The sequence below is a fragment of the Novosphingobium sp. ST904 genome (assembly GCF_001298105.1).
In the GTDB taxonomy this organism is placed as follows: Bacteria; Pseudomonadota; Alphaproteobacteria; order Sphingomonadales; family Sphingomonadaceae; genus Novosphingobium.
In genome coordinates this window covers 11164-31725 of sequence record NZ_LGJH01000116.1, presented here as the reverse complement: position 1 = coordinate 31725, position 20562 = coordinate 11164, and the positions used below count along the sequence as shown (strand labels likewise).

At 64.9% G+C, this 20562-nt stretch carries 25 protein-coding genes, 1 pseudogene and 1 riboswitch; of the genes and pseudogenes, 12 read left to right on the top strand and 14 right to left on the bottom strand.

What is annotated here, in order from left to right; all coding sequences use genetic code 11:
• Positions 1-51: 51 nt before the first annotated feature.
• Positions 52-1119, top strand: coding sequence for a hypothetical protein (locus ADT71_RS05275; protein ID WP_054435634.1), 1068 nt, complete (start codon positions 52-54; stop codon positions 1117-1119).
• 35 nt (positions 1120-1154) lie between these two features.
• Positions 1155-1874 (top strand): DUF6118 family protein, encoded by a 720-nt coding sequence (locus ADT71_RS05270; protein ID WP_231635606.1) that lies wholly within the window; start codon positions 1155-1157, stop codon positions 1872-1874.
• A gap of 3 nt (positions 1875-1877) precedes the next feature.
• Here the strand turns inward: ADT71_RS05270 and lgt are convergent, their stop codons facing one another.
• From lgt to ADT71_RS05235, 7 genes are read right to left on the bottom strand one after another with little or no spacing between them, the layout of a single operon-like run.
• On the bottom strand, positions 1878-2753 hold the full coding sequence (gene lgt / locus ADT71_RS05265; protein ID WP_007016079.1) for a prolipoprotein diacylglyceryl transferase: 876 nt from the start codon (positions 2751-2753) through the stop codon (positions 1878-1880).
• Positions 2754-2799: 46 nt separating this feature from the next.
• Positions 2800-3186, bottom strand: coding sequence for a rhodanese-like domain-containing protein (locus tag ADT71_RS05260; RefSeq protein ID WP_004213269.1), 387 nt, complete (start codon positions 3184-3186; stop codon positions 2800-2802).
• 36 nt (positions 3187-3222) lie between these two features.
• On the bottom strand, positions 3223-3972 hold the full coding sequence (locus ADT71_RS05255) for an MBL fold metallo-hydrolase (RefSeq protein WP_007016078.1): 750 nt from the start codon (positions 3970-3972) through the stop codon (positions 3223-3225).
• A gap of 19 nt (positions 3973-3991) precedes the next feature.
• Positions 3992-4771, bottom strand: coding sequence for a sulfite exporter TauE/SafE family protein (locus ADT71_RS05250; protein ID WP_004213267.1), 780 nt, complete (start codon positions 4769-4771; stop codon positions 3992-3994).
• Positions 4768-5211, bottom strand: a complete 444-nt coding sequence (locus ADT71_RS05245; RefSeq protein WP_054435633.1) for a DUF6691 family protein — start codon at positions 5209-5211, stop codon at positions 4768-4770. Before ADT71_RS05245 ends, ADT71_RS05250 begins: the two co-directional genes overlap by 4 nt.
• Positions 5208-5639: a YeeE/YedE family protein gene (locus ADT71_RS05240; protein ID WP_231635605.1), complete on the bottom strand. Its 432-nt coding sequence runs from the start codon at positions 5637-5639 to the stop codon at positions 5208-5210. The genes ADT71_RS05245 and ADT71_RS05240 overlap by 4 nt, the downstream gene beginning before the upstream one ends.
• Before the next feature lie 2 nt (positions 5640-5641).
• The gene (locus tag ADT71_RS05235) at positions 5642-5983 is read right to left on the bottom strand and encodes a helix-turn-helix transcriptional regulator (RefSeq protein WP_004213264.1); all 342 of its coding nucleotides are present in this window, start codon (positions 5981-5983) and stop codon (positions 5642-5644) included.
• A 203-nt stretch (positions 5984-6186) separates the two neighbouring features.
• Between ADT71_RS05235 and ADT71_RS05230 the strand changes: the two genes are divergently transcribed.
• The gene (locus ADT71_RS05230) at positions 6187-7659 is read left to right on the top strand and encodes a multicopper oxidase family protein (protein WP_007016074.1); all 1473 of its coding nucleotides are present in this window, start codon (positions 6187-6189) and stop codon (positions 7657-7659) included.
• A gap of 27 nt (positions 7660-7686) precedes the next feature.
• Positions 7687-8271, top strand: a complete 585-nt coding sequence (locus ADT71_RS05225; protein ID WP_004213260.1) for a DsrE family protein — start codon at positions 7687-7689, stop codon at positions 8269-8271.
• A 16-nt stretch (positions 8272-8287) separates the two neighbouring features.
• Here the strand turns inward: ADT71_RS05225 and ADT71_RS05220 are convergent, their stop codons facing one another.
• Positions 8288-8509, bottom strand: coding sequence for a GDCCVxC domain-containing (seleno)protein (locus ADT71_RS05220; RefSeq protein WP_004213258.1), 222 nt, complete (start codon positions 8507-8509; stop codon positions 8288-8290).
• On the bottom strand, positions 8509-8925 hold the full coding sequence (locus ADT71_RS05215) for a mercuric transporter MerT family protein (RefSeq protein WP_004213257.1): 417 nt from the start codon (positions 8923-8925) through the stop codon (positions 8509-8511). Before ADT71_RS05215 ends, ADT71_RS05220 begins: the two co-directional genes overlap by 1 nt.
• Before the next feature lie 63 nt (positions 8926-8988).
• Here ADT71_RS05215 and ADT71_RS05210 point away from each other — a divergent pair, with 63 nt between their 5' ends.
• Both ADT71_RS05210 and ADT71_RS05205 read left to right on the top strand, forming a co-directional pair.
• Positions 8989-9387 carry a helix-turn-helix domain-containing protein gene (locus ADT71_RS05210; RefSeq protein WP_054435632.1) on the top strand — a complete coding sequence of 133 codons (399 nt, stop codon included), beginning with the start codon at positions 8989-8991 and terminating at the stop codon, positions 9385-9387.
• A gap of 113 nt (positions 9388-9500) precedes the next feature.
• Complete coding sequence (locus ADT71_RS05205; RefSeq protein ID WP_054435631.1) at positions 9501-10925, top strand: transposase; 1425 nt, start codon at positions 9501-9503, stop codon at positions 10923-10925.
• Positions 10926-10931: 6 nt separating this feature from the next.
• Here ADT71_RS05205 and ADT71_RS05200 read toward each other — a convergent pair whose 3' ends face one another.
• From ADT71_RS05200 to ADT71_RS05190, 3 genes are all read right to left on the bottom strand, one after another.
• The gene (locus tag ADT71_RS05200; RefSeq protein ID WP_004212894.1) at positions 10932-11498 is read right to left on the bottom strand and encodes a recombinase family protein; all 567 of its coding nucleotides are present in this window, start codon (positions 11496-11498) and stop codon (positions 10932-10934) included.
• A 142-nt stretch (positions 11499-11640) separates the two neighbouring features.
• On the bottom strand, positions 11641-12024 hold the full coding sequence (locus tag ADT71_RS05195) for a DUF190 domain-containing protein (RefSeq protein WP_007406288.1): 384 nt from the start codon (positions 12022-12024) through the stop codon (positions 11641-11643).
• A 25-nt stretch (positions 12025-12049) separates the two neighbouring features.
• Positions 12050-13408, bottom strand: coding sequence for a voltage-gated chloride channel family protein (locus ADT71_RS05190; protein WP_054435630.1), 1359 nt, complete (start codon positions 13406-13408; stop codon positions 12050-12052).
• Positions 13409-13431: 23 nt separating this feature from the next.
• Positions 13432-13508, bottom strand: a riboswitch (Fluoride riboswitch).
• Between the two features lie 163 nt (positions 13509-13671).
• Here ADT71_RS05190 and ADT71_RS05185 point away from each other — a divergent pair.
• Genes ADT71_RS05185 through ADT71_RS05170 form a run of 4 tightly spaced genes read left to right on the top strand, consistent with a single transcriptional unit; the run spans position 13672 to position 16755 of the window.
• Complete coding sequence (locus ADT71_RS05185) at positions 13672-14037, top strand: DUF305 domain-containing protein (RefSeq protein ID WP_219994278.1); 366 nt, start codon at positions 13672-13674, stop codon at positions 14035-14037.
• Position 14038: 1 nt separating this feature from the next.
• Positions 14039-15478, top strand: a complete 1440-nt coding sequence (locus ADT71_RS05180) for a YncE family protein (protein WP_054435629.1) — start codon at positions 14039-14041, stop codon at positions 15476-15478.
• Between the two features lies 1 nt (position 15479).
• Positions 15480-15974, top strand: coding sequence for an RNA polymerase sigma factor (locus ADT71_RS05175; protein WP_197282922.1), 495 nt, complete (start codon positions 15480-15482; stop codon positions 15972-15974).
• A 10-nt stretch (positions 15975-15984) separates the two neighbouring features.
• Positions 15985-16755: an anti-sigma factor gene (locus ADT71_RS05170; protein ID WP_007406229.1), complete on the top strand. Its 771-nt coding sequence runs from the start codon at positions 15985-15987 to the stop codon at positions 16753-16755.
• Between the two features lie 51 nt (positions 16756-16806).
• Here ADT71_RS05170 and ADT71_RS05165 read toward each other — a convergent pair whose 3' ends face one another.
• Positions 16807-17319: an MgtC/SapB family protein gene (locus tag ADT71_RS05165; RefSeq protein ID WP_007406274.1), complete on the bottom strand. Its 513-nt coding sequence runs from the start codon at positions 17317-17319 to the stop codon at positions 16807-16809.
• Positions 17316-18383 carry a molybdopterin-dependent oxidoreductase gene (locus tag ADT71_RS05160; protein ID WP_007406227.1) on the bottom strand — a complete coding sequence of 356 codons (1068 nt, stop codon included), beginning with the start codon at positions 18381-18383 and terminating at the stop codon, positions 17316-17318. Before ADT71_RS05160 ends, ADT71_RS05165 begins: the two co-directional genes overlap by 4 nt.
• Before the next feature lie 146 nt (positions 18384-18529).
• Between ADT71_RS05160 and ADT71_RS05155 the strand changes: the two are divergent.
• Together ADT71_RS05155 and ADT71_RS05150 are read left to right on the top strand one after the other, a co-directional pair.
• A pseudogene (locus tag ADT71_RS05155) lies at positions 18530-19401 on the top strand (LysR substrate-binding domain-containing protein).
• Positions 19398-20549 (top strand): TDT family transporter, encoded by a 1152-nt coding sequence (locus tag ADT71_RS05150; RefSeq protein WP_054435628.1) that lies wholly within the window; start codon positions 19398-19400, stop codon positions 20547-20549. Before ADT71_RS05155 ends, ADT71_RS05150 begins: the two are co-directional and overlap by 4 nt.
• The last annotated feature ends 13 nt before the right edge of the window (positions 20550-20562 follow it).

Here is a 20562-nt window from a genome sequence, read left to right as displayed (position 1 = left end):
CCCGCTCGCGGACTTCAGGTGAAAATTTGTTGGTTGTCTTGCTCATAACGGATGCTCCTTCTCACAAGTTGGAGCCTCCTGGAAACCCGGGGCGCTTCAGTACGGCTCGATGACGGCAACCGCGTCGCGTTCGACCTCAAGGACTATGCGCATGTCGATCACGGCTATGCCGCCACCATCCACAAATCGCAGGGCGTGACCGTCGATCGCGCGCATGTGCTGGCGACGCCGGGGATGGACCGGCACGGTACCTATGTCGCCCTGTCCCGGCATCGCGACGGGGTGGCGTTCCACTATGGCCGCGACGACTTCACCGATCAGCGCCAGCTCGCCCGCGTCCTGTCGCGTGACCGCGCCAAGGATATGGCCGGCGACTATGCCGCGCCGTCCGACCAGGACCGGGCACGCGCCTTCGCCGAGCGGCGCGAGATCCGGTTCCCGGAACTCGCACGGGAGATCGCCGCCAAGGTGCGCGACAAGGCCAAGGGCATGTTCGACGGCTTCCGGCCCAAAGCGGTGCGAGAAACATCCATTTCGGATGTAAAGGCGCAGGCCGAGCCGGCGATCGGGGGCAAGCCCGACCAGGCCGGGGCGATCGAACGCTATGCGCGCGCCGCGGCCGATATAGGCCGGATGCGCGCCAAGGACTTGCCGGTGCTGCCGCATCAGGAGAGCGCATTGCGCAAGGCTGGCGAGGCGCTGGACGCGAACCGGCCCCATGCCGCGCGTGATCTCGCTTCCGCGCTCAGGCGCGATCCCAGTCTCATCGAGCAGGCCGCTGGCGGCAACACCGGAGGGGCCGTGCGCGCGATGGCCGAGGAGCAGCGCGTGCGGCTCGACCCGGAGGCGCGCGCGGGTCGCTTCGTGGAAGCCTGGAAGGCGATGCAGCGCGATCGTGCTGCCCTTGAGCGGGCGGGCGACCGCCCCGGCGCGGAGCGGATGCGCGGCAACATGGCGAAGGTCGCCGGTGCGATCGGCCGCGATCCGCAACTTGAATCCGCGCTGCGTCGCCGCGCGCCCGAGTTGGAGCTGAAACTGGAGAATGACCGCGCAATCGGGGATGCGCTGGCGAAATCGCTGGGGCCGGACCGCGAGCGCGACCGGGGATTGAGCCGGTAGGCATTCGTGCTTTCGGGTATGAAAAGGAAGCAGGATTGAGCAAGGACGAGCACGAACCCGAGACAGCCCAGGAGGCCTTCGCGCGGGTGGAGGGTGAGCTGGCGCTGCTACGCCGCGCCGTCGAGCGCATGGCGGTCGAGCGCGCCGAACTTCCCGAGCAGCCCGACTATAGCGAGACGCTGGCGGGCATGGTGCAGAAGATCGACGCCACCTTGCAGCGCGCCGACGCGCTGGTGACGGCAGCCAGGGACGGAGCAACGCCGCGTCACGTTGTTGACCGGATCGTAGCGGCAGGCGGTGACGCCCGCGCCGAGGACCGGCGGACGATCGCGACCGCAGCCGCAGAGCTGAAGGATGCAACTCGGGCGCTTCAGGGCGTCACCGCATCGGCGCGGCGGGGCTACGAGCAGAACCGCTGGTTGATGTGGACGGCGATCGGCGGAGTGGTGCTCGGCATGGTGCTTTGGGCGGCGTTCGCCGGCGTCGTCGCGCGTGCCGTGCCGGCGAGCTGGCAATGGCCGGAAAAGATGGCGGCGCGAGCGCTCGACCTGTCAATGTGGGAAGGCGGGCAGCGGATGATGCAGGCCGCCTCGCCCACCGCGTTCCGCGCGATCATAGCGGCCGACAGGATGGTGTTGGCCAATCGCGAAACGATCGAAGGGTGCAGCAAGGCCGCAGCCCGAACGCGCGAGACGGTGCGATGCACAATCAAAGTTGGTGCTAGCCTTGAGGAGCAGCAGGATAGCGACCGCTAGTTCCTATTCACTGCAACTCGATTTTGGCATGATTGCTGGCTCACTTTTTACTGATTTGCCCTGCTGGTTGCGCGAGCCGGCGCGCCAAGCTGCGACTATCAAATAGATACCTGCGGCAATCATCGGCACGGTGAGCCACTGACCCATATGAAGCCCTGTTCTGGCTGTGAAGCCGACAAGCTGGGCATCCGGCTCCCGGAAGAATTCGACAATGAAGCGAGCGAGCCCATAGCCAAGAAGGAACACGCCGACGAGCATGCCAGGGCGACGTCGGGCGTTGGTAAACCAGAAAAGGCACGCGAGCACGGCAAACAAGACCAGTCCTTCCAGCCCGGCTTCGTAGAGCTGGCTCGGGTGACGCGCGAGGCCATCGCGACTTCCGGGGAACACAATCGCCCAAGGCACATCGGTGGGCTTTCCCCAAAGCTCACCATTCACGAAATTAGCGAGGCGGCCGAAGAACAGGCCGATCGGCACGGTGCAGGCGACATAATCATGGACCCGCAGCCATTCGAGGCCGTGTCGTCGCGCGAACAGGATCAGCGCGAGCGAGACGCCAGCTGCACCCCCGTGGAACGACATGCCGCCGTCCCACAGCTTGAGGATTTGCAGGGGGTCGAAGATCATCTCAGGACCGTAAAAGATCACATAGCCGAGACGGCCACCGAGGATAACGCCCAACGTCGCGTAGAACACGAGATCGTCGGCTTGTGCGCGGTTCATCGGGGCCGCTGGTTGGGCCAGCAGCCGCAGCAGATACCACCACCCGGCAATGATGCCGGCGATATAGGCCAGCGAGTACCAGCGGATGTCGAGCGGGCCTATGGAGATGGCTATCGGGCTCAATCCGAGGCTGGCGAATGCGATATGGCTATCCAAGGATTGTATCCTGCCTGCGAGAAGCGGCGCTCGAGCGCGCCATGGGTTATTCCGGTGCGATTGAAGCGCCGGCATCCTTGAGCGCCGCAAACCCGCCGGGGACGTGGGCGACATTCTCCACGCCCATCTCCTTGAGTGATTTTGCGGCCAGCGCCGAGCGGGCGCCGGACCCACAATAGAGCACCAACCGCGATCCACTGGCGAGTTTGGCATTGTGGGTGGGGCTTTCAGGATCGACCTGGAATTCCAGAAGGCCACGCGGGACATGCACCGCACCAGCCACCAGCCCCGATTTTGCGACTTCCCCTGGCTCGCGGATGTCAACGAACTGGACCTTGGGATTGCCGACAAGTTTGGCTGCATCGTCAGGCGCGATAGTTTCGACAATCGCATTCGCTTCGGAAACCAGTTGTTTCGAGGTGCGTGTTGGCATCGACTTTCTCCTGTAAATGAACCTGTATCGGATGGCTCAGCCCTGCTCGGACTTGCCGCCTATCTGGCGCAGCATTTCCGGCAAATCTGTCGGGCAATCACCGCAAAGCTTGTTTGCCGGAACGGCAACGTCGATCTTCTTTGGGTAGGGAAGATCGAGAGCGGCCATGATCGCGACGAATTCCTGAACGGTCTTGCCCGCAAGGCGCGGGTTCCGTTCACGCTCCTGCGCCACTGTCGTGATGTGGCGATGATTGTAGTCGTGAGCCGGGTAGATCAGACCATCGCCCGGCAGCGTGAAAATCTTCTGCGTGACGGAGTGATAAAGGGTGGCGGCGTCACCGTTTTGGAAGTCGGTGCGGCCACAGCCGTCGATTAGCAGGGCGTCGCCGGTGAAGGCGCGAAGACCATCGGGCTGCTCAACCAGGTAGGTATGGTGGGCGTCGGTGTGCCCCGGCGTAAACAGCGGCTGAAGCTTGAGCGCGCCGACAGTCAAAGGCTGGTCCTCGGCGACCCCCACGTCAGCACAGGGAAGGCCGTCCATGGCGGGGTACGCGATCTTGGAGCCGGTAAGGCTGCGCAGATAGCAGGCCGATGTGACGTGGTCCGCATGCACATGCGTCTCCAACGTATAAGCCAGTTCGAGATCCAGTTCCTGAAGCGCGGCAAGGTCGCGTTCGATCGTTTCGAGGACAGGATCGATCAGGACGGCTTTGCGCGTCTCCGGGCAACCGAGGAGGTAGGTGTAGGTCGAGGACTCCGGCTCGAACAACTGACGAAAGATCATGATCGGTCTCCAATGGTGTCTAGCCGCCGATCCCGCCCAGGCTGCGGAACAGCATGTAGGCGGCCACGGCCAGCAGGACGAAAGCGAAGATGCGGGTGAGCAAGCCCTTATGATCGGCGAGCCGGATGGCGGTTTGCATGCCGGCGACGCCGCCAGCGACCCCGCCAGCGATGAAGAAGCCGGCCACGCGCCAATCCACGAGTCCTGACAGGGCATAGTTGAGGGCTGTCGCCGATCCGAACGTTCCCACCGAAAACAGCGACGATCCGACCGCGTTGAGGATGGGCATGCCGCTGCCGAGCATGATGCCGGGCACAATCAGGAAGCCGCCGCCGATGCCGAAGAACCCTGACAGGAGGCCGGCGAGAAGGCCGATCGCCACGAGCCGCACAGCGATGGGGCGCGTGATCCGCACGCCCGGGTCGCCGCCGCCGGATTTGCCGCGCAGCATGGAAACCCCCACCACGATCATCACGCCTGCGAACAGCACCAGGAGATGCTGACCCGCCACCATCTTGCCCAGGGTGGAGCCGATCAGGGCGCCTATGACGCCCGATGCCCCGAAGACGAGGGCGCAGGGCCACTTCACGGTTCCGGCCCGGGCGTGCTGGATCAGGTTGGCGAAGGCATTGGCGGCCACCGCCAGCGCGCTCGTGCCGATCGCGACGTGCGGGTCCTTCATGCCCACGACATACAGCAGCAACGGCAGGGCAAGGATCGAGCCGCCGCCGCCGATCACCCCGAGGGTAAAGCCGACGACGACACCGGATATGAGCGTGAGGATGTCGACCGGCGTCATGGGTTTGCCCCGGGCCTGGCTGCGCGATAACGTTCCTGAAGGGCGAAGACGCCCGTGCCCGCCAGCATCGCCACGACGAACACCAGCGCCGCCGGCGCTCCGAGGCTCAGGGCGACCAGGGCCGGACCAGGGCAGTAGCCCACGAGGCCCCATCCGACGCCGAACAAAGCCGCGCCCGAGAGAAGCTTCTTGTCCAGGGACCGGGACGATGGCCCATTGAACGCCGGTGCGAAAAGCGGAGCATCGCGCCTTCGGCCGAGTGCAAATCCCAACGCTGAAACCATGACGGCCGAGGCCAGCACCAAGGCAAGGCTCGGGTCCCACGACGGCGCGGCGACATCAAGAAACGCCAGAACCTTGCTGGGGGCTATCATGGCGGAGACGATCAGGCCGAAGCCGAAAATGAGCCCCGAGGCGAGCGCGATGAGCAGCTTCCTCATTGCTCAGAGTCCGATGACGTGTCGGGCGACGTACACAGTCGCGGCCGCTGTGATGAGGAAGAGCCTGTCGCGGCGAGCGAGCGGGGCGAGAGCCTCGCTATTCCGCAGACGCCATGCCCGCTGGTGCAACCACTCCCGAGCCGAGTCCCAAATCCCACCAGAAGGCCGGCTGCGATCACGACGGCGACTGGGGCCGGCGACGTGAGGTCCGGTAGCAGGCCGCCCGCCGCCCGGTAGAGCAAGGGCGCGGCGAGCAGGCCGACCAGGAATGTTGCGCGCCAGGCCATCTCGCCGCGGACAGGCGCAAGCACCCCGCCGACGATGCCGCTGATTCCAGCGATGCGCCCATTGGCGATCCACAGGAAGGAAGCCGAGAGGCCGATTAGCGCGCCGCCCACGATGGCCGAGAATGGGGTGAAACCCTCCATCGTCAGGATTCTCTGCTCTCAGCTTCGTCACCGGCGCAAAAGAGTGCGTAGAGTTCCGTCAGGATCGGCAGCACGCGCTCGGACGTGATGCGGTAGAATATCGTCGTTTTCTCCCGCCGTGTTCCGACCAGGCCTTCGTCGCGCAGCGTGGCCAGATGGCGGGACAAATTCGACTGTGTCAGTCCGAGGCGTTCGCCCAGATCGGTTACCGACAACTCCCCGCCGAGCAGGCTGCACAGGATCATCAGACGGTGCCGGCTCGCAAGCGAACGGAGGAACGCTTCCGCTTCGCCGGCCTTTTCCTCCAGAAGCTCCGGAGACATTTTAACGAGGGAAGGTGGCACAGTTGCTCCAAACATCTTATATGTAGCATATATGATGGAGTGGTGTTCGATCAAGCGCCAGCTAGGAGGTTCCCCCCGTGAGCTACTATTTCGCCAAGCCATCGAGGCTCCTTCGAAGCGCCGGAGTGCGAGGTAACCCCATGCTGATCGACCAGGCTGTCCGTATCGCTTCCGAGCTGCGCTGCACGCTGGGACAGATTTAGATGCTCGATCGACGTTCGCTGTTGGCTGGCGGAGCGGCATTGTTCGCAACCACCGCTTGCTCGCGCTCCACGCCGGGCCTCGGCGGGGGAGGTGCAAACCCGCTTCCGATGCCGCCGCTGTTGGACGCACGGCCTGGCCGCTCATTCGCGCTACGGGTCCAGTCCGGAACGACTTCATTTTATCCAGGCCGGCCGAGTGACACGCTCGGGTATAATGGCAGCTATCTCGGACCGACGATCAGGGTGCGCCGTGGCGACGACGTGGCGGCTGTCGTGACCAACGGGCTCAACGCGGACACGACTGTGCATTGGCACGGGCTTCTGATCCCCGGAGAGCTGGATGGCGGCCCCCATCAGATCATCGCGCCGGGCGCGACCTGGCGGCCCACGCTCCCGATCCGGCAGCCCGCAGCGACCCTCCTTTATCACTCACACGTCCATGGGTTGACGGCCGAGCAAGTCTATTCGGGCCTGGCTGGGGCGTTGCTGGTAACCGACGACGAAGAGCAGGGCCTGGGGCTCCCGTCAGAATATGGCGTGGACGATCTGCCCCTGCTCATCCAGGATCGCCAGTTCGAAAATGGTCGCCTTGTCATGCCAGGCGGCATGATGGTCGCCATGCAGGGCCGGCGCGGCGACACGATCCTTGTGAACGGCGCGGTGAATCCGCTGGCGGCGGTGCCAAATCGGTTGGTTCGCCTGCGGCTCGTCAACGCATCGAACGCGCGGATTTATGAGCTGTCGTTTTCCGATCGGCGGAGCTTTCACTGGATTGGAACCGAAGGGGGGCTGCTCGAACACGCAGTGGCATTGGAAGCCATAACCTTGGCGCCGGGCCAACGTGCCGAGCTTCTCGTGGACTTCACGGACGGTAGGTCCGCCTCGCTGGTGACGGCGGCTGATACCAACAGCTCGATGATGGGCGGCATGGGTATGATGGGGCGTGGCGCCCGAAGGACCGATGCCGCGGCACCAGCGACCGTGCTGCGGTTTGAACCACGGCCGTTGGGACAGGCTCGTGCCAGCGGCGTCGTGCCGACCCTTCTGGCATCACGAACTGGGCCCGACGCCAGCAAGGCGGTGCGCCGTCGCCGTCTGAGCCTCAACATGGGCATGGGCGGCATGATGGGCTCAGGAAGCGGCGGTGGCGGCCTTACGATCAATGGCAAGCCATTCGACATGAATCGCATCGATGAGACGGTGAAGCTAGGCTCCACCGAAATATGGGAGGTGTCTGGCGAAATGATGCGCCACCCGATCCATATTCACGGCGTCCACTTTGATGTTCTCACCCGCGGTGGCGGGCAGCCCGATGTTCTCGACCAGGGGCCGCGCGACACGGTCCTCGTCAAGGAACCGGTGGAGCTTCTCATCCGATTTGATCAGCCGGCCAAGAGCGCTCCCTTCATGTATCACTGCCATATCCTTGAACATGAGGATAATGGAATGATGGGCCAGTTCAGTGTTGCGTAGGCGTAGGCTCCCACTTCTGGAGAGTTTATGCAGCGCCTACCGTCCAACAGGAGAGCAAGGTTGCCAAAAAGAGCTTTCGCCACATTTCTGCTCGCGGCAACGATGCTGACCGGCGGCACCTCGCTAGCTGCACAGGATAATCTGGTTTATCCCGTAATACCGGGATTTGGCGGGATCGTGGCCGTGCCCAGTGCTGCCGAGCGGCCCGATCCCAAGCTTCGCTACCGCGTCTTGTTCAATGTCACCAAGGCCGCAAGCTCTCCCGACAAAGTGAATCCCAGCCTTGAGAAGGTCGCGCGCTTCGTGAACCTGCTAGGCGCGGACAAGGTCCATCCGGCTGGTGACATCGCCGTCATCATTCATGGTCCCGCGACCCCGCTCGTCCTGCAGAACGCGCCATATGCGGCGCGTATGAAGGTAGCGGCCAACCCGAACGCTGCGCTGATTGCCGCTCTCCAGAAAGCCGGTGTTTCAATCCGCGTTTGCAGTCAGGCCATGGTCGGAAATGAGATCATGCCGAACCAAGTGGCTTCGGGCGTTGAGATCGATGATTCGGCGCTTACAACCTTGGCGAATCTACAAATCCGGGGTTACGCGCTCATCCCGGATTGAAAGGTGCGATACCCCCTCACCCGCAGCAGCCCGCCACGGTCCCGTTCGCCTTCGCCTCCTGAATCGGAGGGCATGGGACATCGCCGAACGAGCAGAACACGCAGCAGTCGCCGGCCAGGGGCCGCAGCACCGCCGCGCAATGTCGGCAATCATAGAAGAACTGGCAGGCGTTAGTGGGCATCGTCTCGGTCGCGACACCGCCGCACTCGGGACAGGTCAGCGTGGAGGTGAGCTGCATCAGGAAAGCGCCTTTATAAGCGGCGCTTCAATGCGATCCCATATCAGCGCGGTCAGCGTCAGGGTCGTGCCGATCGTGAGCATGATCGGAGTTGCGCGGGACGGTAGGGTCACGGTGCAGGACCGATCCGCAGCGCAGGTCCTCCGACGCCGCACATACGCCCACCACCCGGCAGCCAGGCCGACGAGGGAAAGCGCCGTCAGGGCCCAGCGCAGAGGCATCAGCGCGGCGAAGGTGCTCGACAGGCCCGCCCCCACGCCCAGCGCCGCCAGCGCGAGCGGCAAGACGCAGCAGGATGCGGCGGCTAGGACCGCGCCGAAGCTCGCCAGCGCACCCAGGGCGGATAGCCCCGCGTCGGCGCGGCGTGGCGATGCGGAAGCGGCCAGGGTTTCGTGCGGCAAAATCCTTTTATTCATCAGTCGTCTCCGGCGGAATAACCCCCTAATGCCTCCTGTAGCGGCTACAGGAGCAAGCGAATTATGAGGGATGAGAAAGGCCTAGCTATCGGCGAGTTGTCGCGCCGAACCGGCGTGAACATCGAGACGATCCGCTATTTCGAGCGCGTCGGCATTGTGGCGACCCCACCCCGCACGAGCGGGGGCCGGCGAGTATATGGGGCCGGCCACGTCCGCGTCCTTGGATTCATCCGTGGCGCGCGTGAACTCGGCTTCACCCCGGCCGAGGTGCGCGCGATCCTGTCACTTGGCGGTCCCGCGCAGGCGTCGTGCAGTGAGGTCCGCGAGATCGCGGCCCACCACCTGGAGCGGGTTCGCGCGAAAATGGCAGACCTAGCGCAACTCGAAAGCCTGCTTGCCACGACGATCGACCGTTGCGAGGGCGACGGGGCGGCGAGTTGTGCCGTGATCGAAATTGCTTGACCAATATACAACCACTTAGGTGTCAAAACCGGTCGGGGCTGTTGAAAAAAGGCCGGGTGATCCGATCGCGTTCCTAACGGGTTCCCTGCTTCGACACATCGGGAGCAGCGGCCATGATGGGTGAGCAACAGCGAGGCGGCAAGGGCGCAAGCTGGCGGGCGCTGGGAGCGATGATCCCCGCCGATCATATCCTGCACAGGATAGACGGGCTGATCGACCTGGGTGAACTGCGCGATGCGCTCGCCCCGCACTACAGTCGCCATGGGCGTCCCTCGATCGCGCCCGAACTACTGATCCGCATGTCACTGATCGCTCGCCTCTATGGCATCACGTCGGAGCGCCGGCTGTGCGAGGAAGTCCGCTTCAACCTCGCTTATCGCTGGTTCTGCCGATTGCCGATCGACGCGCGGGTGCCGCACCACTCGACGTTCAGCAAGAACCGGCATGGCCGCTTCCGCAATGCCGGCATCTTTCGCATCCTGTTCGAGCAGACTGTTCGGCGCTGCGCCGACGCGGGGCTGATCGCCCACAAGGATGCCGCAATCGACGCATCGTTCGTCGCGGCCGATGCAAGCTGGCAGCGCAAGATGCGGGACGCCGACATGGCCGCGCCCCGGCTTCCCCGCCCGGTTTGTGAATGGCTGGCGGATCAGGCCAATGCTCCACCGCAAGAACACGGCGTGCCGCGTGGTAAGCCGGCCGAGGTGTCACGCACCGATCCGCCGTCTGCTTGGTCTGCGCGCACGGCGCGGGGCCGGTTCGGCTATGCCTTCAATGTCCTGATTGACACGCCAGGAGGGGTGGCGATTGACGTGGAGGCCAGTCCTGCCCGCTTCGCGGCGGAAGTCGATGCGGGGCGGACCATGCTGGCACGGGCTGACGATCGGTTCGGCTACCGGCCAAAGCGTGTCGCGGCCGACACCGCCTATGGCAGCGCCGCGTTCCTGGCGTTCGTCACCGATCGCGGCACCATCCCGCATATCCCGGTGCTGGAACGATCCGAACAGACCAAGGGCAAATTCCCCCGCGAAGCCTTCCGCTATGAACGGGAGCAGGACCGCTATGTCTGCCCCGCTGGGAAGATACTGCCCTTTCGCGGTGCCGATCGTCGGGCCGGCTTCCTCCGATACAGCGCCAGTCCAGCCGATTGCCGCGCCTGTCACCTCAAACGGAAATGCACCGCAGGCAGCAACAGGTCGGTCACGCACAGCGAACATGAGGACGTGCGCGAGCTGGTACGCGGGGAGATGCAGACGCCCCTATTCAAGCGGTCGATGCGGCTGCGTCGGGGCGTCGAACGAGTGTTTGCCGATGCCAAGGGTAAGCGGGGGCTAACCCGCCTGCACCTTCGCGGTCTGCGCGGTGCCGAGGAAGAGTTTCTGTTGGGTGCGGCCATTGCCAATCTCATGCTGTTGGCCCGCACCAACGCAAGACCGGCCCGGACCCGCCGCCCGTCCCCGGTGCCGGAACGGATCGACCACATGGCCCGGATCAGCCGGGGCCGGTTCGAGCAATCCTACTACGCGACAATCTTCTGACGCCGGTTAGCCAGGTTCGCGCTCGGCCGCAGGGAAGTGGCGATAGAAGGTGGAACGGCCGACCTGTAGCAGCTTCGCGACCTTCGCTGGTTTGTCGCCGGCCTTGAGCAGCTTGCGGGCTGTGTCGAGCATGTCGGGCGTCATTACAGACTTGCGGCCTCCACCCGTGCCGCCCTTTGCCCGTGCCGCTGCCAATCCGGCGATCGTCCGTTCCTTTATCAGTTCGCGCTCCATCTCCGCGACGGAAGCGAGGATATGGAACAGTAGCCGGCCCGATGGGGTGGCCGTGTCGAACCCGTCCGTCAGCGACCGGAAATCAATCTTGCGAGCGGACAGGTCGGCCGCCAGTTCGATCAGGCCCCCGATCGAACGGCCAAGGCGATCGAGCTTCCATATCACCAGCGTGTCACCCGCCCGCACGAAATTGAGGGCTTCGGTCAGACCGGGCCGGTTCAGCTTCGCGCCGCTCACCTTGTCGGTGAACAACTTTTCGCACCCTGCCTTGGTCAGAGCATCGGTTTGTAGCGTCAGGTCCTGGTCGGAGGTCGAGACACGCGCATAACCAACCAGCATGAGTCCCGTTATCCCATCTCAAACAGCGAATTTCGGGACTCATATTTCGGGAACATATTTTGGGAAAGCCCCGGCGGGCATACAGCGGATTTTTGTGTCGGTCACGGTCGTCCCGTTGGAGGTTCCTTTACGGGAACGCCGATCAGGCTCTGGTTAGCTCAGTTTTGCGCGTGATAGTCCAATGCTCCAGTCGTTTGTAGACGATCACCTTGTCGCCGATCAGATCTCCATGCCGGCGACAGAAGAGGTCGAGCTGATCGCGATCGCCGACCAGTTCGACACAGATCGTCAGATGCGGATCGGCAATTTCCGAGCCGTTCTCCCGGATCGGTTCGTGATTGCTGAAGCCGTAATGGGTATTTTGCGCGACGGCGTTGATGATGCCGTCCGCCTTCGCGGTGCGAATCAGCTCGCGATAGAGCGGCTTTGCCCCCCAGAAGCGACGCGGGCCGATCTTGTCGGACGGTTTCAGATAGATGCGCAGCATCCCGACTTCGCGGTGATGGACGGTGAAACGATTGGGCATGACGGGCTTTCGACAGGAAACAGGATCAGGCGCGCGTGCGCCGGCGAGAAGCGCGGTGCGTGCGGGCATCGCGCAGGGTCGCGTCGGGTGTGAGGTGTGCGGCAGGTACCTTTGGCACAGCGACGCGCTGCGACAGGTAGATGCCGTTGTGGCCTGAGCAGAGGTAGGCGACGAAGCACGCGACTGCGATCGGCACCGTATAGGCCGCGCCGAACAACTCGATCCCCATGAACGTGCAAGCCAGCGGTGTGTTGGCCGCGCCCGCGAACAGCGCGACGAAGCCGATCGCTGCGAATAGCCCCGACGGTACTCCGAACATCGGCGCGAGCGCATTGCCGAGCGCCGCGCCGATAAAGAACAGCGGCGTGACCTCGCCCCCCTTGAAGCCCGCGCTCAGGGTCACGACGGTAAAGAGCAGCTTCAGCGCCCAGCTCCACGAGTGCGTATCGGGACCAAAGAAGCTGGCGATGGTCAGGCTGTCCGGTGTCGCGGCGAGCGTACCCAGGCCAAGATAGTCGCGGGTTCCGAGCAGCCAGACCAGCGCAATCACGGCCAGCCCGCCGATAAAGGGTCGTAGTGGGCCATAGGGGATCACGCGCTTCAACCATCCGCCCAGCGCGTGATTGGCCTCGGCAAAGGTCAGCCCGGTCAGACCGAAGGCAATGCCGGCGACACCGGCCTTGGCGACGAGCAGCGCGTCGACCGGCACCAGCGCATCGACATGGTAGACGCCGTGATGAATGCCCCAGGCAAGACAGGTCCAGTCACCGACCAGCGCCGCGACCAGGCATGGCACCAGCGCGCGATACTCGACCCGACCGATCGCCAGCACCTCCAGTGCAAAGACCGCGCCCGCAATCGGCGTCCCGAAGACCGCGCCGAACCCAGCCGCGATCCCGGTCATAAGGAGGGTGCGTGTCGCTTCCGCATCCAATCTGAGCGCGCGTCCAAACCCGCTGGCAAGACTGCCGCCCAACTGCACGGCGGTGCCTTCACGTCCCGCCGATCCCCCGAACAGATGTGTCACGACCGTGCCGAAGAAGATGAGCGGAGCCATGCGCAGCGGCACGCCGCCCCCCGGTTCGTGGATTTGCTCGACGATGAGGTTGTTGCCGCCTTCGACCGAGCGCCCTGTCAGATGGTAGAGCAGTCCGACCACGAACCCGCCGATCGGCAGCAGGTAGAGCAGCCAGGGAAAGGCGAAGCGAAGCCGGGTTACGGCGTCGAGGCTCCGCAGGAAGGCCGCGCAGAGCGTTCCCACCGCTGCGGCCATCGGGACCAGGATCAAAGCCCACCGCAGTACCGACGTGGCATGGGTGCGGCGATCGCGAATGAACGCTGCCATGTTGAACTGGTCATAGAGATTGCGAAATGTCGCGCGCACGATTCCTCCTTGCTGCCTTGCGGCGCCTGGTAGGAATCATCGGCCCTTGCGAGGGCGGTTCGACCGAATGGCCCGGCGGAAATCCATCGCCGTGCCTGCGCATATGCTGTCCGACCGCGACCCGGTCAACCAACCGCAGAAGCATGAGACTATCGTTTTGGTGAGGACCGATAAAATGGCTTTGGCCACGGAATAAACCCCGACGAGCATCGTCTACGCTTTCGAGACCGATGCGCTGGAGGCTTATGCGTAGACGAGATTGGATGCTGGGTCTGACGGCTTCGGCCCTACTTACCGGCGCAGTCGCGGCCGCCCCCGCCGATGGCTACGCTACCATGATGTCTGTCGCGATGGACCGGATGATGGCGGGCATGATGGTCAAGCCGTCCGGTGACGTCGACCGCGACTTCGTGGCGATGATGCTTCCGCATCATCAGGGTGCCATCGATATGGCGGTGGCGGAGCTGCGCTACGGCCATAACGAGCAGCTCAAGCGCATCGCGCAGGAAATCATCATCGATCAGCAGCAGGAGATCGCCGCCATGAAGCTGGCGATCGGCCAGCCGCTACCGCCTTCGACGCCAGCCCCGACGCAGGGCGGCGACCACCATAGCCCTATGGAGCACTGACATGATCCGGACCATCCTGCGCTCGGCCGCCTTGCTGATGAGCGCCGCACCGGGCCTCGCCATGGCCCAGCAGGCGCCGTGGAACGCTAAGGACATGCCCGTCAGCCACCGCGACCGCGTCTATGCGTCTGAACAATTCTCCAACACGGTGTCGGTGACCGACCCGGCCGACAACCGGCTGCTCGGCGTCATCAAACTCGGCGATCCCCAGCCGATGAACTTCTCCCCGCTCTACAAGGGACAGGTGCTGGTTCACGGCCTGGGCTTCTCGCCGGACGGGAAGACCTTGGCGGTCGTGTCGATCGGATCGAACGCCGTGTCGTGGATCGACACCGCCACCAACACCGTCAAGCACACGACCTATGTCGGGCGCAGTCCGCACGAGGCGTTCTTCACGCCGGACGGCAAGGAGGTGTGGGTCACGGTCCGCGGCGAGGATTATATCGCCGTGCTCGACCCCACGACGTACAAGGAGACGGGGCGCATCAAGACGCCCGGTGGTCCGGGCATGACGATCTTCTCTCCCGATGGCCGGTACGGCTATGTCTGCTCTTCGTTCAATCCGGTATTGGCTGTGTTCAATGTCGCGACCCACGCGCAGGTCGGACAGGTGGCGCAGCCAAGCCCCTTCTGCCCCAACATCGCCGCGACGCCGGACGGCAAGCAAGTGTGGTTTACGCTGAAGGACATCGGCAAGACGGTCGCATTCGATGCTCGGCCACCCTTCGCGATCCTGAAGGTGCTGGATACCGGGCCTATCACGAACCATGTCAATTTCGCCCGCACGGCCAAGGGGCAGTTCGCGTATGTGACGGTCGGCGGAGAGAATGTGGTCAAGGTGTTCCGCACGTCCGACTTCACGCCGGTGGCAACAATTCCGGTCGGCAAGATGCCGCACGGTGTTTGGCCATCGGGCGACGGCCGGCGCGTTTATGTCGGGCTAGAGAATTCCGATGAGCTGGCCGCGATCGACACTGCCGGCAACACGGTCGTCGCTACCGTGCCGGTCGGACAGGCACCGCAGGCGATCGCCTATGTGTCGAACGCAGTTCCGACAGGCCCCGGCACCGACAATCTCCAGCCGCTCGGCACAGCGGGCAAGGCGCTGCATCTGACCATGGGGCCGATTGGCGGCAAAGGTACGGCAAGCAGCATCACCCTCTTCGACCAGGGCATCATTCAGGTCGTGCAGAGTGCCGTTACCGGTTTGCAGCCCAAGAAGCCTTACATGCTCGTACTGACCGCCAATGCGGACGGCAGCGGCGCTGTAGAGCCGCTTGCGAACTTCATGAGCAACCCGGCAGGTGCGGCGATCGTCAACGCATCGGGTCCGATCCGCCAGATCGTTCAGGGCAGCACCGCGACACCCCGGCGCTTTCTGGCGGTTGCGGAGGTGGTGAACGGCGCGCCGGGGCGCATCGTGCAGGTGCAGCGCGACTGAGATGGACCCGCTTGCCGCCGCGATCGAACCGCTGATCCCCGGGCTGCGCCGCTATGCCCGGTCGTGGTTGCGCGACCGGGTGATGGCGGATGACGTGGTGCAGGATTGCCTGGAGCGCGCGGTCGGGCGCTGGCGACAGCGACGGGGTGCGGAGGTCCGCCCGTGGGTCTATGCGATCCTGCACAATTTGTTGGTCGATCATCAGCGGCAGCATAGCCGGCGAGGTACGGCGGTTCCGCTCCACCTCGTGGACGACGCCGCGCTCGGCCGCCCGGCCGATCAGGACACAGGCCTGCACCACCGCGACCTGCTGCGCGCGCTTGATGCGTTGCCTGAAGAACAGCGAACGGTGCTGCTCCTGGTCTCGGTCGAGGGCCTGCCCTATGCGGAGGTCGCTGCCGTAGTCGGCGTGCCGCTGGGCACGGTAATGTCGCGCATATCGCGGGGGCGCGACGTCTGGCGACCCTCCTCCGGGAGGGTGAACGGCCGCGATTGAGGAGCGTGCAATGACCAGCCCGATCGGCGAGGACGATCTGGCCGCATGGATCGATGGCAGGCTGTCGCCCGAGCGGCAGCGCCTGGTCGACGCCTATCTTGAAGGCCAGCCGGACGTGCATGCCCGTGTGCGAGAGCAGGCGGAGCAGGCGCGAGCCCTTGCATCCCTGTTCGCCCCCGTCGCGGATGAACCGATCCCGGCGACGATGCGCGTGGCAGCGATCAGGGGACGGCAACGGCAACCGCGTTGGCAGCTCGCCATCGCCGCGTCACTTCTGCTGGCGTTGGGGTTTGGCGGTGGCTGGTCGAGCGCGCGGTGGAGCGGCGAACCCCGCGCGGGCATCGCGGCGCTGGCCAACGAGGCGAGTGATAATTTCCGTGTCTATGCCGCCGACCGGATACGACCGGCGGAGATCGGCCCCGACCAGCGCGCCATGCTGATCCGATGGACCTCCGCTCGATTGGGTGAGCGCGTCACGATCCCGGACCTCAGCACGGCCGGCTATCGCTATGGCGGGGGGCGACTGGTCGCGACGCCCCACGGCCCTGCGGCACTGCTCCTCTACGACGGACCGCAAGCGTCGAAACTTGCGGTGCTGACGAGGCCCATGCAGATCGACAAGACCGCGAGCATGACCAGCACGTCCAGCGGGACCATGGGCCGGGTCACATGGGCGGTCGACGGGATCGGCTATAGTGTGGTGGGCGAGCGACCCGCGGCCGAACTGCATCCGATCGCCGATGAAGTCCGGCGTCAGGCAGATGCCGCGCTTGTGTCCTGATAGCGCCTTGCCGCCTCCCGGCGCCGACGGGCACCGGGCGGTCCAGCGCGATCACGGCTTGCGCTCGACATCCTTCCTGTCGGTCTCGGCCGGCGTCAGACGGGCTCGCTCGCGGATGCGGCGTTCCAGCGGCGCGCCGACGAACAGGACGAGCATTGCAAGGCTCACCCCGCCGATGATGAGCGGCCACACCGCCAACCCTGCTGCCGCGCCGATCGTGGCTGTCACCCAGATGCACGCGGCGGTCGCCAATCCATGCACTTCCTGACCCTGGCCGACCCGCAGCACCGCACCGGCACCGATGAAGCCGACGCCGGACAGAATGCCCTGCATCGCCCGTCCTGCGGCATCGGCGTTCACGTTCGGCAAGCCACTATGCACGATCGCCTGAACGGCGATGCAACTCGCCAGACCGACCAGACCCAGCGTCCGCAGGCCCATGATCTGCCGGTTCTCACGCGAGCGTTCCCAGCCGAGCACCATCCCGGCCGCGGTCGCCACCACCAGCCGGCCAATCGCATCGATCCAGAAAGCGACGTCCGGTGCCGCTGATGCTTCGATCATTCGACCAGCACGTGAACGTGATGCCAGGCGGTGCACAGATAGCCGGCGAAATTCCACATCGTATCCGGCCGCTCGGGCTGTCCCTGCCCGGTCTCGTCGAAGGCACGGGCGACAAGGTGCTGGCGTCCCTTGGCAAGTGTGGCGTCAAGGATCCAGCGCCGCCAGCCCCAGCGCGTCTCCGGATCATCGGCGAAGGTCGCCTGTTGCCAGTCGCGACCGCCGTTCACCGACACTTCGATCCGAGAAATACGGCGGTCATAGGCAATGGCATATCCCTCAATCCGCACCTCTCCGGCGGCCAAACTCTCGCCCGCACCGGGCGAGCAGATCGCGGCGTTGAGCGGCATGGCATTGATCGTCAGACCCTGGCTCCAGTCGACGGTGTCGCTCGTCACAGCGGCGGGGAAGAGCTTGTAGTCGTGCGCCTGGATCGGTGCCTCGGAGGGCGTTTCACGCACCTCGATCCGTGTCAGCCATTTGGCGCTGCGGACCCCGGCATAGCCAGGCACCACCATGCGGAGCGGGGCGCCATGTTCGGGCGTCAGCGGCTCGCCATTCATCGCCCAGGCGAGGAGTACGTCGGGCTCCCGCGCCTTGCTCATGGCGATCGATACCCCGAACAAGGCTTCTTCACCCTCCACGTCCACCTCGTCCGCGCCGGTGAACGCCACGAACAGCTCGGACGCATCCGGCGCGCCGACCGCATCGAGCACATCGGCCAAGCGTACGCCGGTCCACTCCGCATTGCCGATCGCGCCTACGTCCCACGGATCGCCGGAGGTGTTGGCGACCTGCTGGAGATCGGTACGCCGGTTGCCGGCGCACTGGAGAACCGCCGTTACCGTGCGCGTGGCAAACGTGCTCTTCAGTTCCTGCACCGAGAAGAAGCGGCTCGCCATGCCCCTCCCGCTCACCTCGATCCGATGATTGGCGGGCAGATCCGGCACCGGCCCGTGGCTGCGCACGTAGAACAGCGCCTGCGGCGTCAGAAACCGCTCGATCAACGCACCGGGCGTCGGCTCGGCATTGTAGGGATCAGAACTGCGCTCGATCATATCGGTCATGGACGATCAAACGTCGCGGGCACGCGTAACGCTTCAAGTCTTCGAGACCATCGCAGACGAAAGGCTGCCGACCATTCCGATATCCAGATTGGAATGACCATATCAAACGGTTGGTCGTATCGATCTAAGTACGCGATATATGCTGCATGACTTTGGAGCAGCTCAGAATATTCGTCGGTGTCGCGGAGCGCGAACACGTCACCAAGGCAGCGGAGGCGCTGAACGTCACGCAGTCTGCTGCCTCCGGGGCGGTTGCGGCCCTCGAAGCGCGCTACGGCGTTCCGCTGTTCCACCGCGTCGGGCGTGGCATCCAGCTTACCGAGGCAGGCCGCGGCTTTCTGGAGGAAGCGCGCGCGGTGCTGGGGCGGGCAGCGCATGCCGAGACGATGCTCGCGGACTATGCCGGGCTCGCGCGTGGTTCGTTGCGGATCGTCGCCAGCCAGACGATCGCGAGCTATTGGTTGCCGGCAAAGCTCGCCGCCTTCCACGAACGCCACCCACAGATCGCGGTCGAGCTGGCGATCGACAACACCGAAGGCGCGGCAGCGCAGGTGTTGAGCGGCGCGGCGGAACTCGGCTTTGTCGAGGGCGAGGTGGACGAACCGGCGCTTGCCCACTGGAATGTCGGGCATGACCCAATGGTGCTGGTCGGCCGCGAGGAAGCCGAACGCATCGACGAGGCCTGGCTGCGCACTACACGCTGGATCGTCCGTGAGCAGGGATCGGGTACGCGCTCGACTTTCGAGGACGTGCTGCGAACGCGCGGGTTTGATCCGGCCCAGCTGACGATAGCGATGACGCTGCCGTCCAACGAGGCGGTGCGCACGCCGTTGAGGCCGGTGCCGGCGTTGCCGTCTTGTCGCGATTGGTCGTCGCGCGCGCGCTCAAGGCTGGCGATCTCGTCGAGCTGCCGCTCGGGCTGCCCGACCGCGCCTTTCACGCGCTGCGCCACAAGGAACGCTATCGCACCCGCGCGGCCGACGCGCTGACGGATCTCATCAAGGAGCAGGTCGCATGACTGCCGACACGCACTCCGTTCTCAGCGGCCTCAAGCCGCTCAGCCGGCTCGATCACCCCCGCGAGATGATCCGCCAGTTCACGCCCAACTGGTTCGCCGCGACGATGGGCACGGGCATCCTTGCCCTCGCGCTGCCGCAGGTGCCCGGCATCGGGCCTTCGCTTAAACCTGTCGGCGAGGTGTTGTGGTTCTTCAATATCGCGCTCTTCGCGCTGTTCGCCGGCCTCTATGGCGCGCGCTGGGTGATGTTCGGGCACGAGGCGCGGCGCATCTTCGGGCACAACACCGTGTCGATGTTCATCGGGACCATTCCGATGGGGCTGGCGACGATCATCAACGGCTGTCTCGCCTTCGGCATCGCGCGGTTCGGAAATGGCATCGTGCCGGTCGCGCATATCCTGTGGTGGATCGACGTCGCCATGTCGCTCGCCTGCGGCGTGCTGATCCCCTACCTGATGTTTACCCGCCACGAGCACAGCCTGGACGGCATGACCGCCGTATGGCTGCTGCCGGTCGTCGCTGCCGAAGTGGCGGGCGCCAGCGGCGGGCTGCTCGCGCCGCATCTAACCGATCCTCATGCGCAGCTAGTCACGCTTGCGACCTCCTATGTGCTGTGGGCCTATTCGGTGCCGGTCGCGTTCGGCATCCTCGCCATCCTCATCCTGCGCATGGCGCTCCACAGGCTGCCGCATGAGAGCATGGCGGCGTCCTCCTGGCTGGCGCTGGGACCGATCGGCACGGGTGCTCTGGGCATGCTGGTGCTCGGGGCGGACGCGCCGGCGATCCTCGCGGCGCACGGGCTGGCCGGTGTCGGTACCGTCGCGGAAGGGATCGGCGTTGTGGCCGGACTCTGCCTGTGGGGCTTCGGCCTGTGGTGGCTGGCGCTCGCGACGCTCATCACCATCCGCTACTGGCGCGCCGGCGTCCCGTTCAACCTGGGCTGGTGGGGCTATACCTTTCCGCTCGGCGTCTACACCGTCGCCACCTTCCGCCTAGGCACGACGCTGAACCTCGGTTTCTTCGGTTTCGTCGGCACGGTGCTGACAGTCGCGCTTGCGGCGATGTGGCTGCTCGTCGGCGCCAAGACGCTGGCCGGCGCATGGCGCGGCAACCTGTTCGTCTCACCCTGCATCGCCACCCCGAACTGATCCGCCATGATGA

What these genes read in the sequence shown, in the direction of transcription:
- ADT71_RS05205 (WP_054435631.1), top strand. Translation starts at nt 9,501, where the DNA reads ATGATGGGTGAGCAACAGCGAGGCGGCAAGGGCGCAAGCTGGCGGGCG.
- ADT71_RS05260 (WP_004213269.1), bottom strand. Translation starts at nt 3,186, where the DNA reads ATGCCAACACGCACCTCGAAACAACTGGTTTCCGAAGCGAATGCGATT.
- ADT71_RS05220 (WP_004213258.1), bottom strand. Translation starts at nt 8,509, where the DNA reads ATGCAGCTCACCTCCACGCTGACCTGTCCCGAGTGCGGCGGTGTCGCG.
- ADT71_RS05200 (WP_004212894.1), bottom strand. Translation starts at nt 11,498, where the DNA reads ATGCTGGTTGGTTATGCGCGTGTCTCGACCTCCGACCAGGACCTGACG.
- ADT71_RS05230 (WP_007016074.1), top strand. Translation starts at nt 6,187, where the DNA reads ATGCTCGATCGACGTTCGCTGTTGGCTGGCGGAGCGGCATTGTTCGCA.
- ADT71_RS05240 (WP_231635605.1), bottom strand. Translation starts at nt 5,639, where the DNA reads ATGGAGGGTTTCACCCCATTCTCGGCCATCGTGGGCGGCGCGCTAATC.
- ADT71_RS05160 (WP_007406227.1), bottom strand. Translation starts at nt 18,383, where the DNA reads ATGACCGATATGATCGAGCGCAGTTCTGATCCCTACAATGCCGAGCCG.
- ADT71_RS05175 (WP_197282922.1), top strand. Translation starts at nt 15,480, where the DNA reads ATGGACCCGCTTGCCGCCGCGATCGAACCGCTGATCCCCGGGCTGCGC.
- ADT71_RS05185 (WP_219994278.1), top strand. Translation starts at nt 13,672, where the DNA reads ATGCTGGGTCTGACGGCTTCGGCCCTACTTACCGGCGCAGTCGCGGCC.
- ADT71_RS05180 (WP_054435629.1), top strand. Translation starts at nt 14,039, where the DNA reads ATGATCCGGACCATCCTGCGCTCGGCCGCCTTGCTGATGAGCGCCGCA.
- ADT71_RS05215 (WP_004213257.1), bottom strand. Translation starts at nt 8,925, where the DNA reads ATGAATAAAAGGATTTTGCCGCACGAAACCCTGGCCGCTTCCGCATCG.
- ADT71_RS05150 (WP_054435628.1), top strand. Translation starts at nt 19,398, where the DNA reads ATGACTGCCGACACGCACTCCGTTCTCAGCGGCCTCAAGCCGCTCAGC.
- ADT71_RS05245 (WP_054435633.1), bottom strand. Translation starts at nt 5,211, where the DNA reads ATGAGGAAGCTGCTCATCGCGCTCGCCTCGGGGCTCATTTTCGGCTTC.
- ADT71_RS05275 (WP_054435634.1), top strand. Translation starts at nt 52, where the DNA reads ATGCTCCTTCTCACAAGTTGGAGCCTCCTGGAAACCCGGGGCGCTTCA.
- ADT71_RS05195 (WP_007406288.1), bottom strand. Translation starts at nt 12,024, where the DNA reads ATGCCCAATCGTTTCACCGTCCATCACCGCGAAGTCGGGATGCTGCGC.
- ADT71_RS05210 (WP_054435632.1), top strand. Translation starts at nt 8,989, where the DNA reads ATGAGGGATGAGAAAGGCCTAGCTATCGGCGAGTTGTCGCGCCGAACC.
- ADT71_RS05225 (WP_004213260.1), top strand. Translation starts at nt 7,687, where the DNA reads ATGCAGCGCCTACCGTCCAACAGGAGAGCAAGGTTGCCAAAAAGAGCT.
- ADT71_RS05250 (WP_004213267.1), bottom strand. Translation starts at nt 4,771, where the DNA reads ATGACGCCGGTCGACATCCTCACGCTCATATCCGGTGTCGTCGTCGGC.
- ADT71_RS05165 (WP_007406274.1), bottom strand. Translation starts at nt 17,319, where the DNA reads ATGATCGAAGCATCAGCGGCACCGGACGTCGCTTTCTGGATCGATGCG.
- ADT71_RS05170 (WP_007406229.1), top strand. Translation starts at nt 15,985, where the DNA reads ATGACCAGCCCGATCGGCGAGGACGATCTGGCCGCATGGATCGATGGC.
- ADT71_RS05255 (WP_007016078.1), bottom strand. Translation starts at nt 3,972, where the DNA reads ATGATCTTTCGTCAGTTGTTCGAGCCGGAGTCCTCGACCTACACCTAC.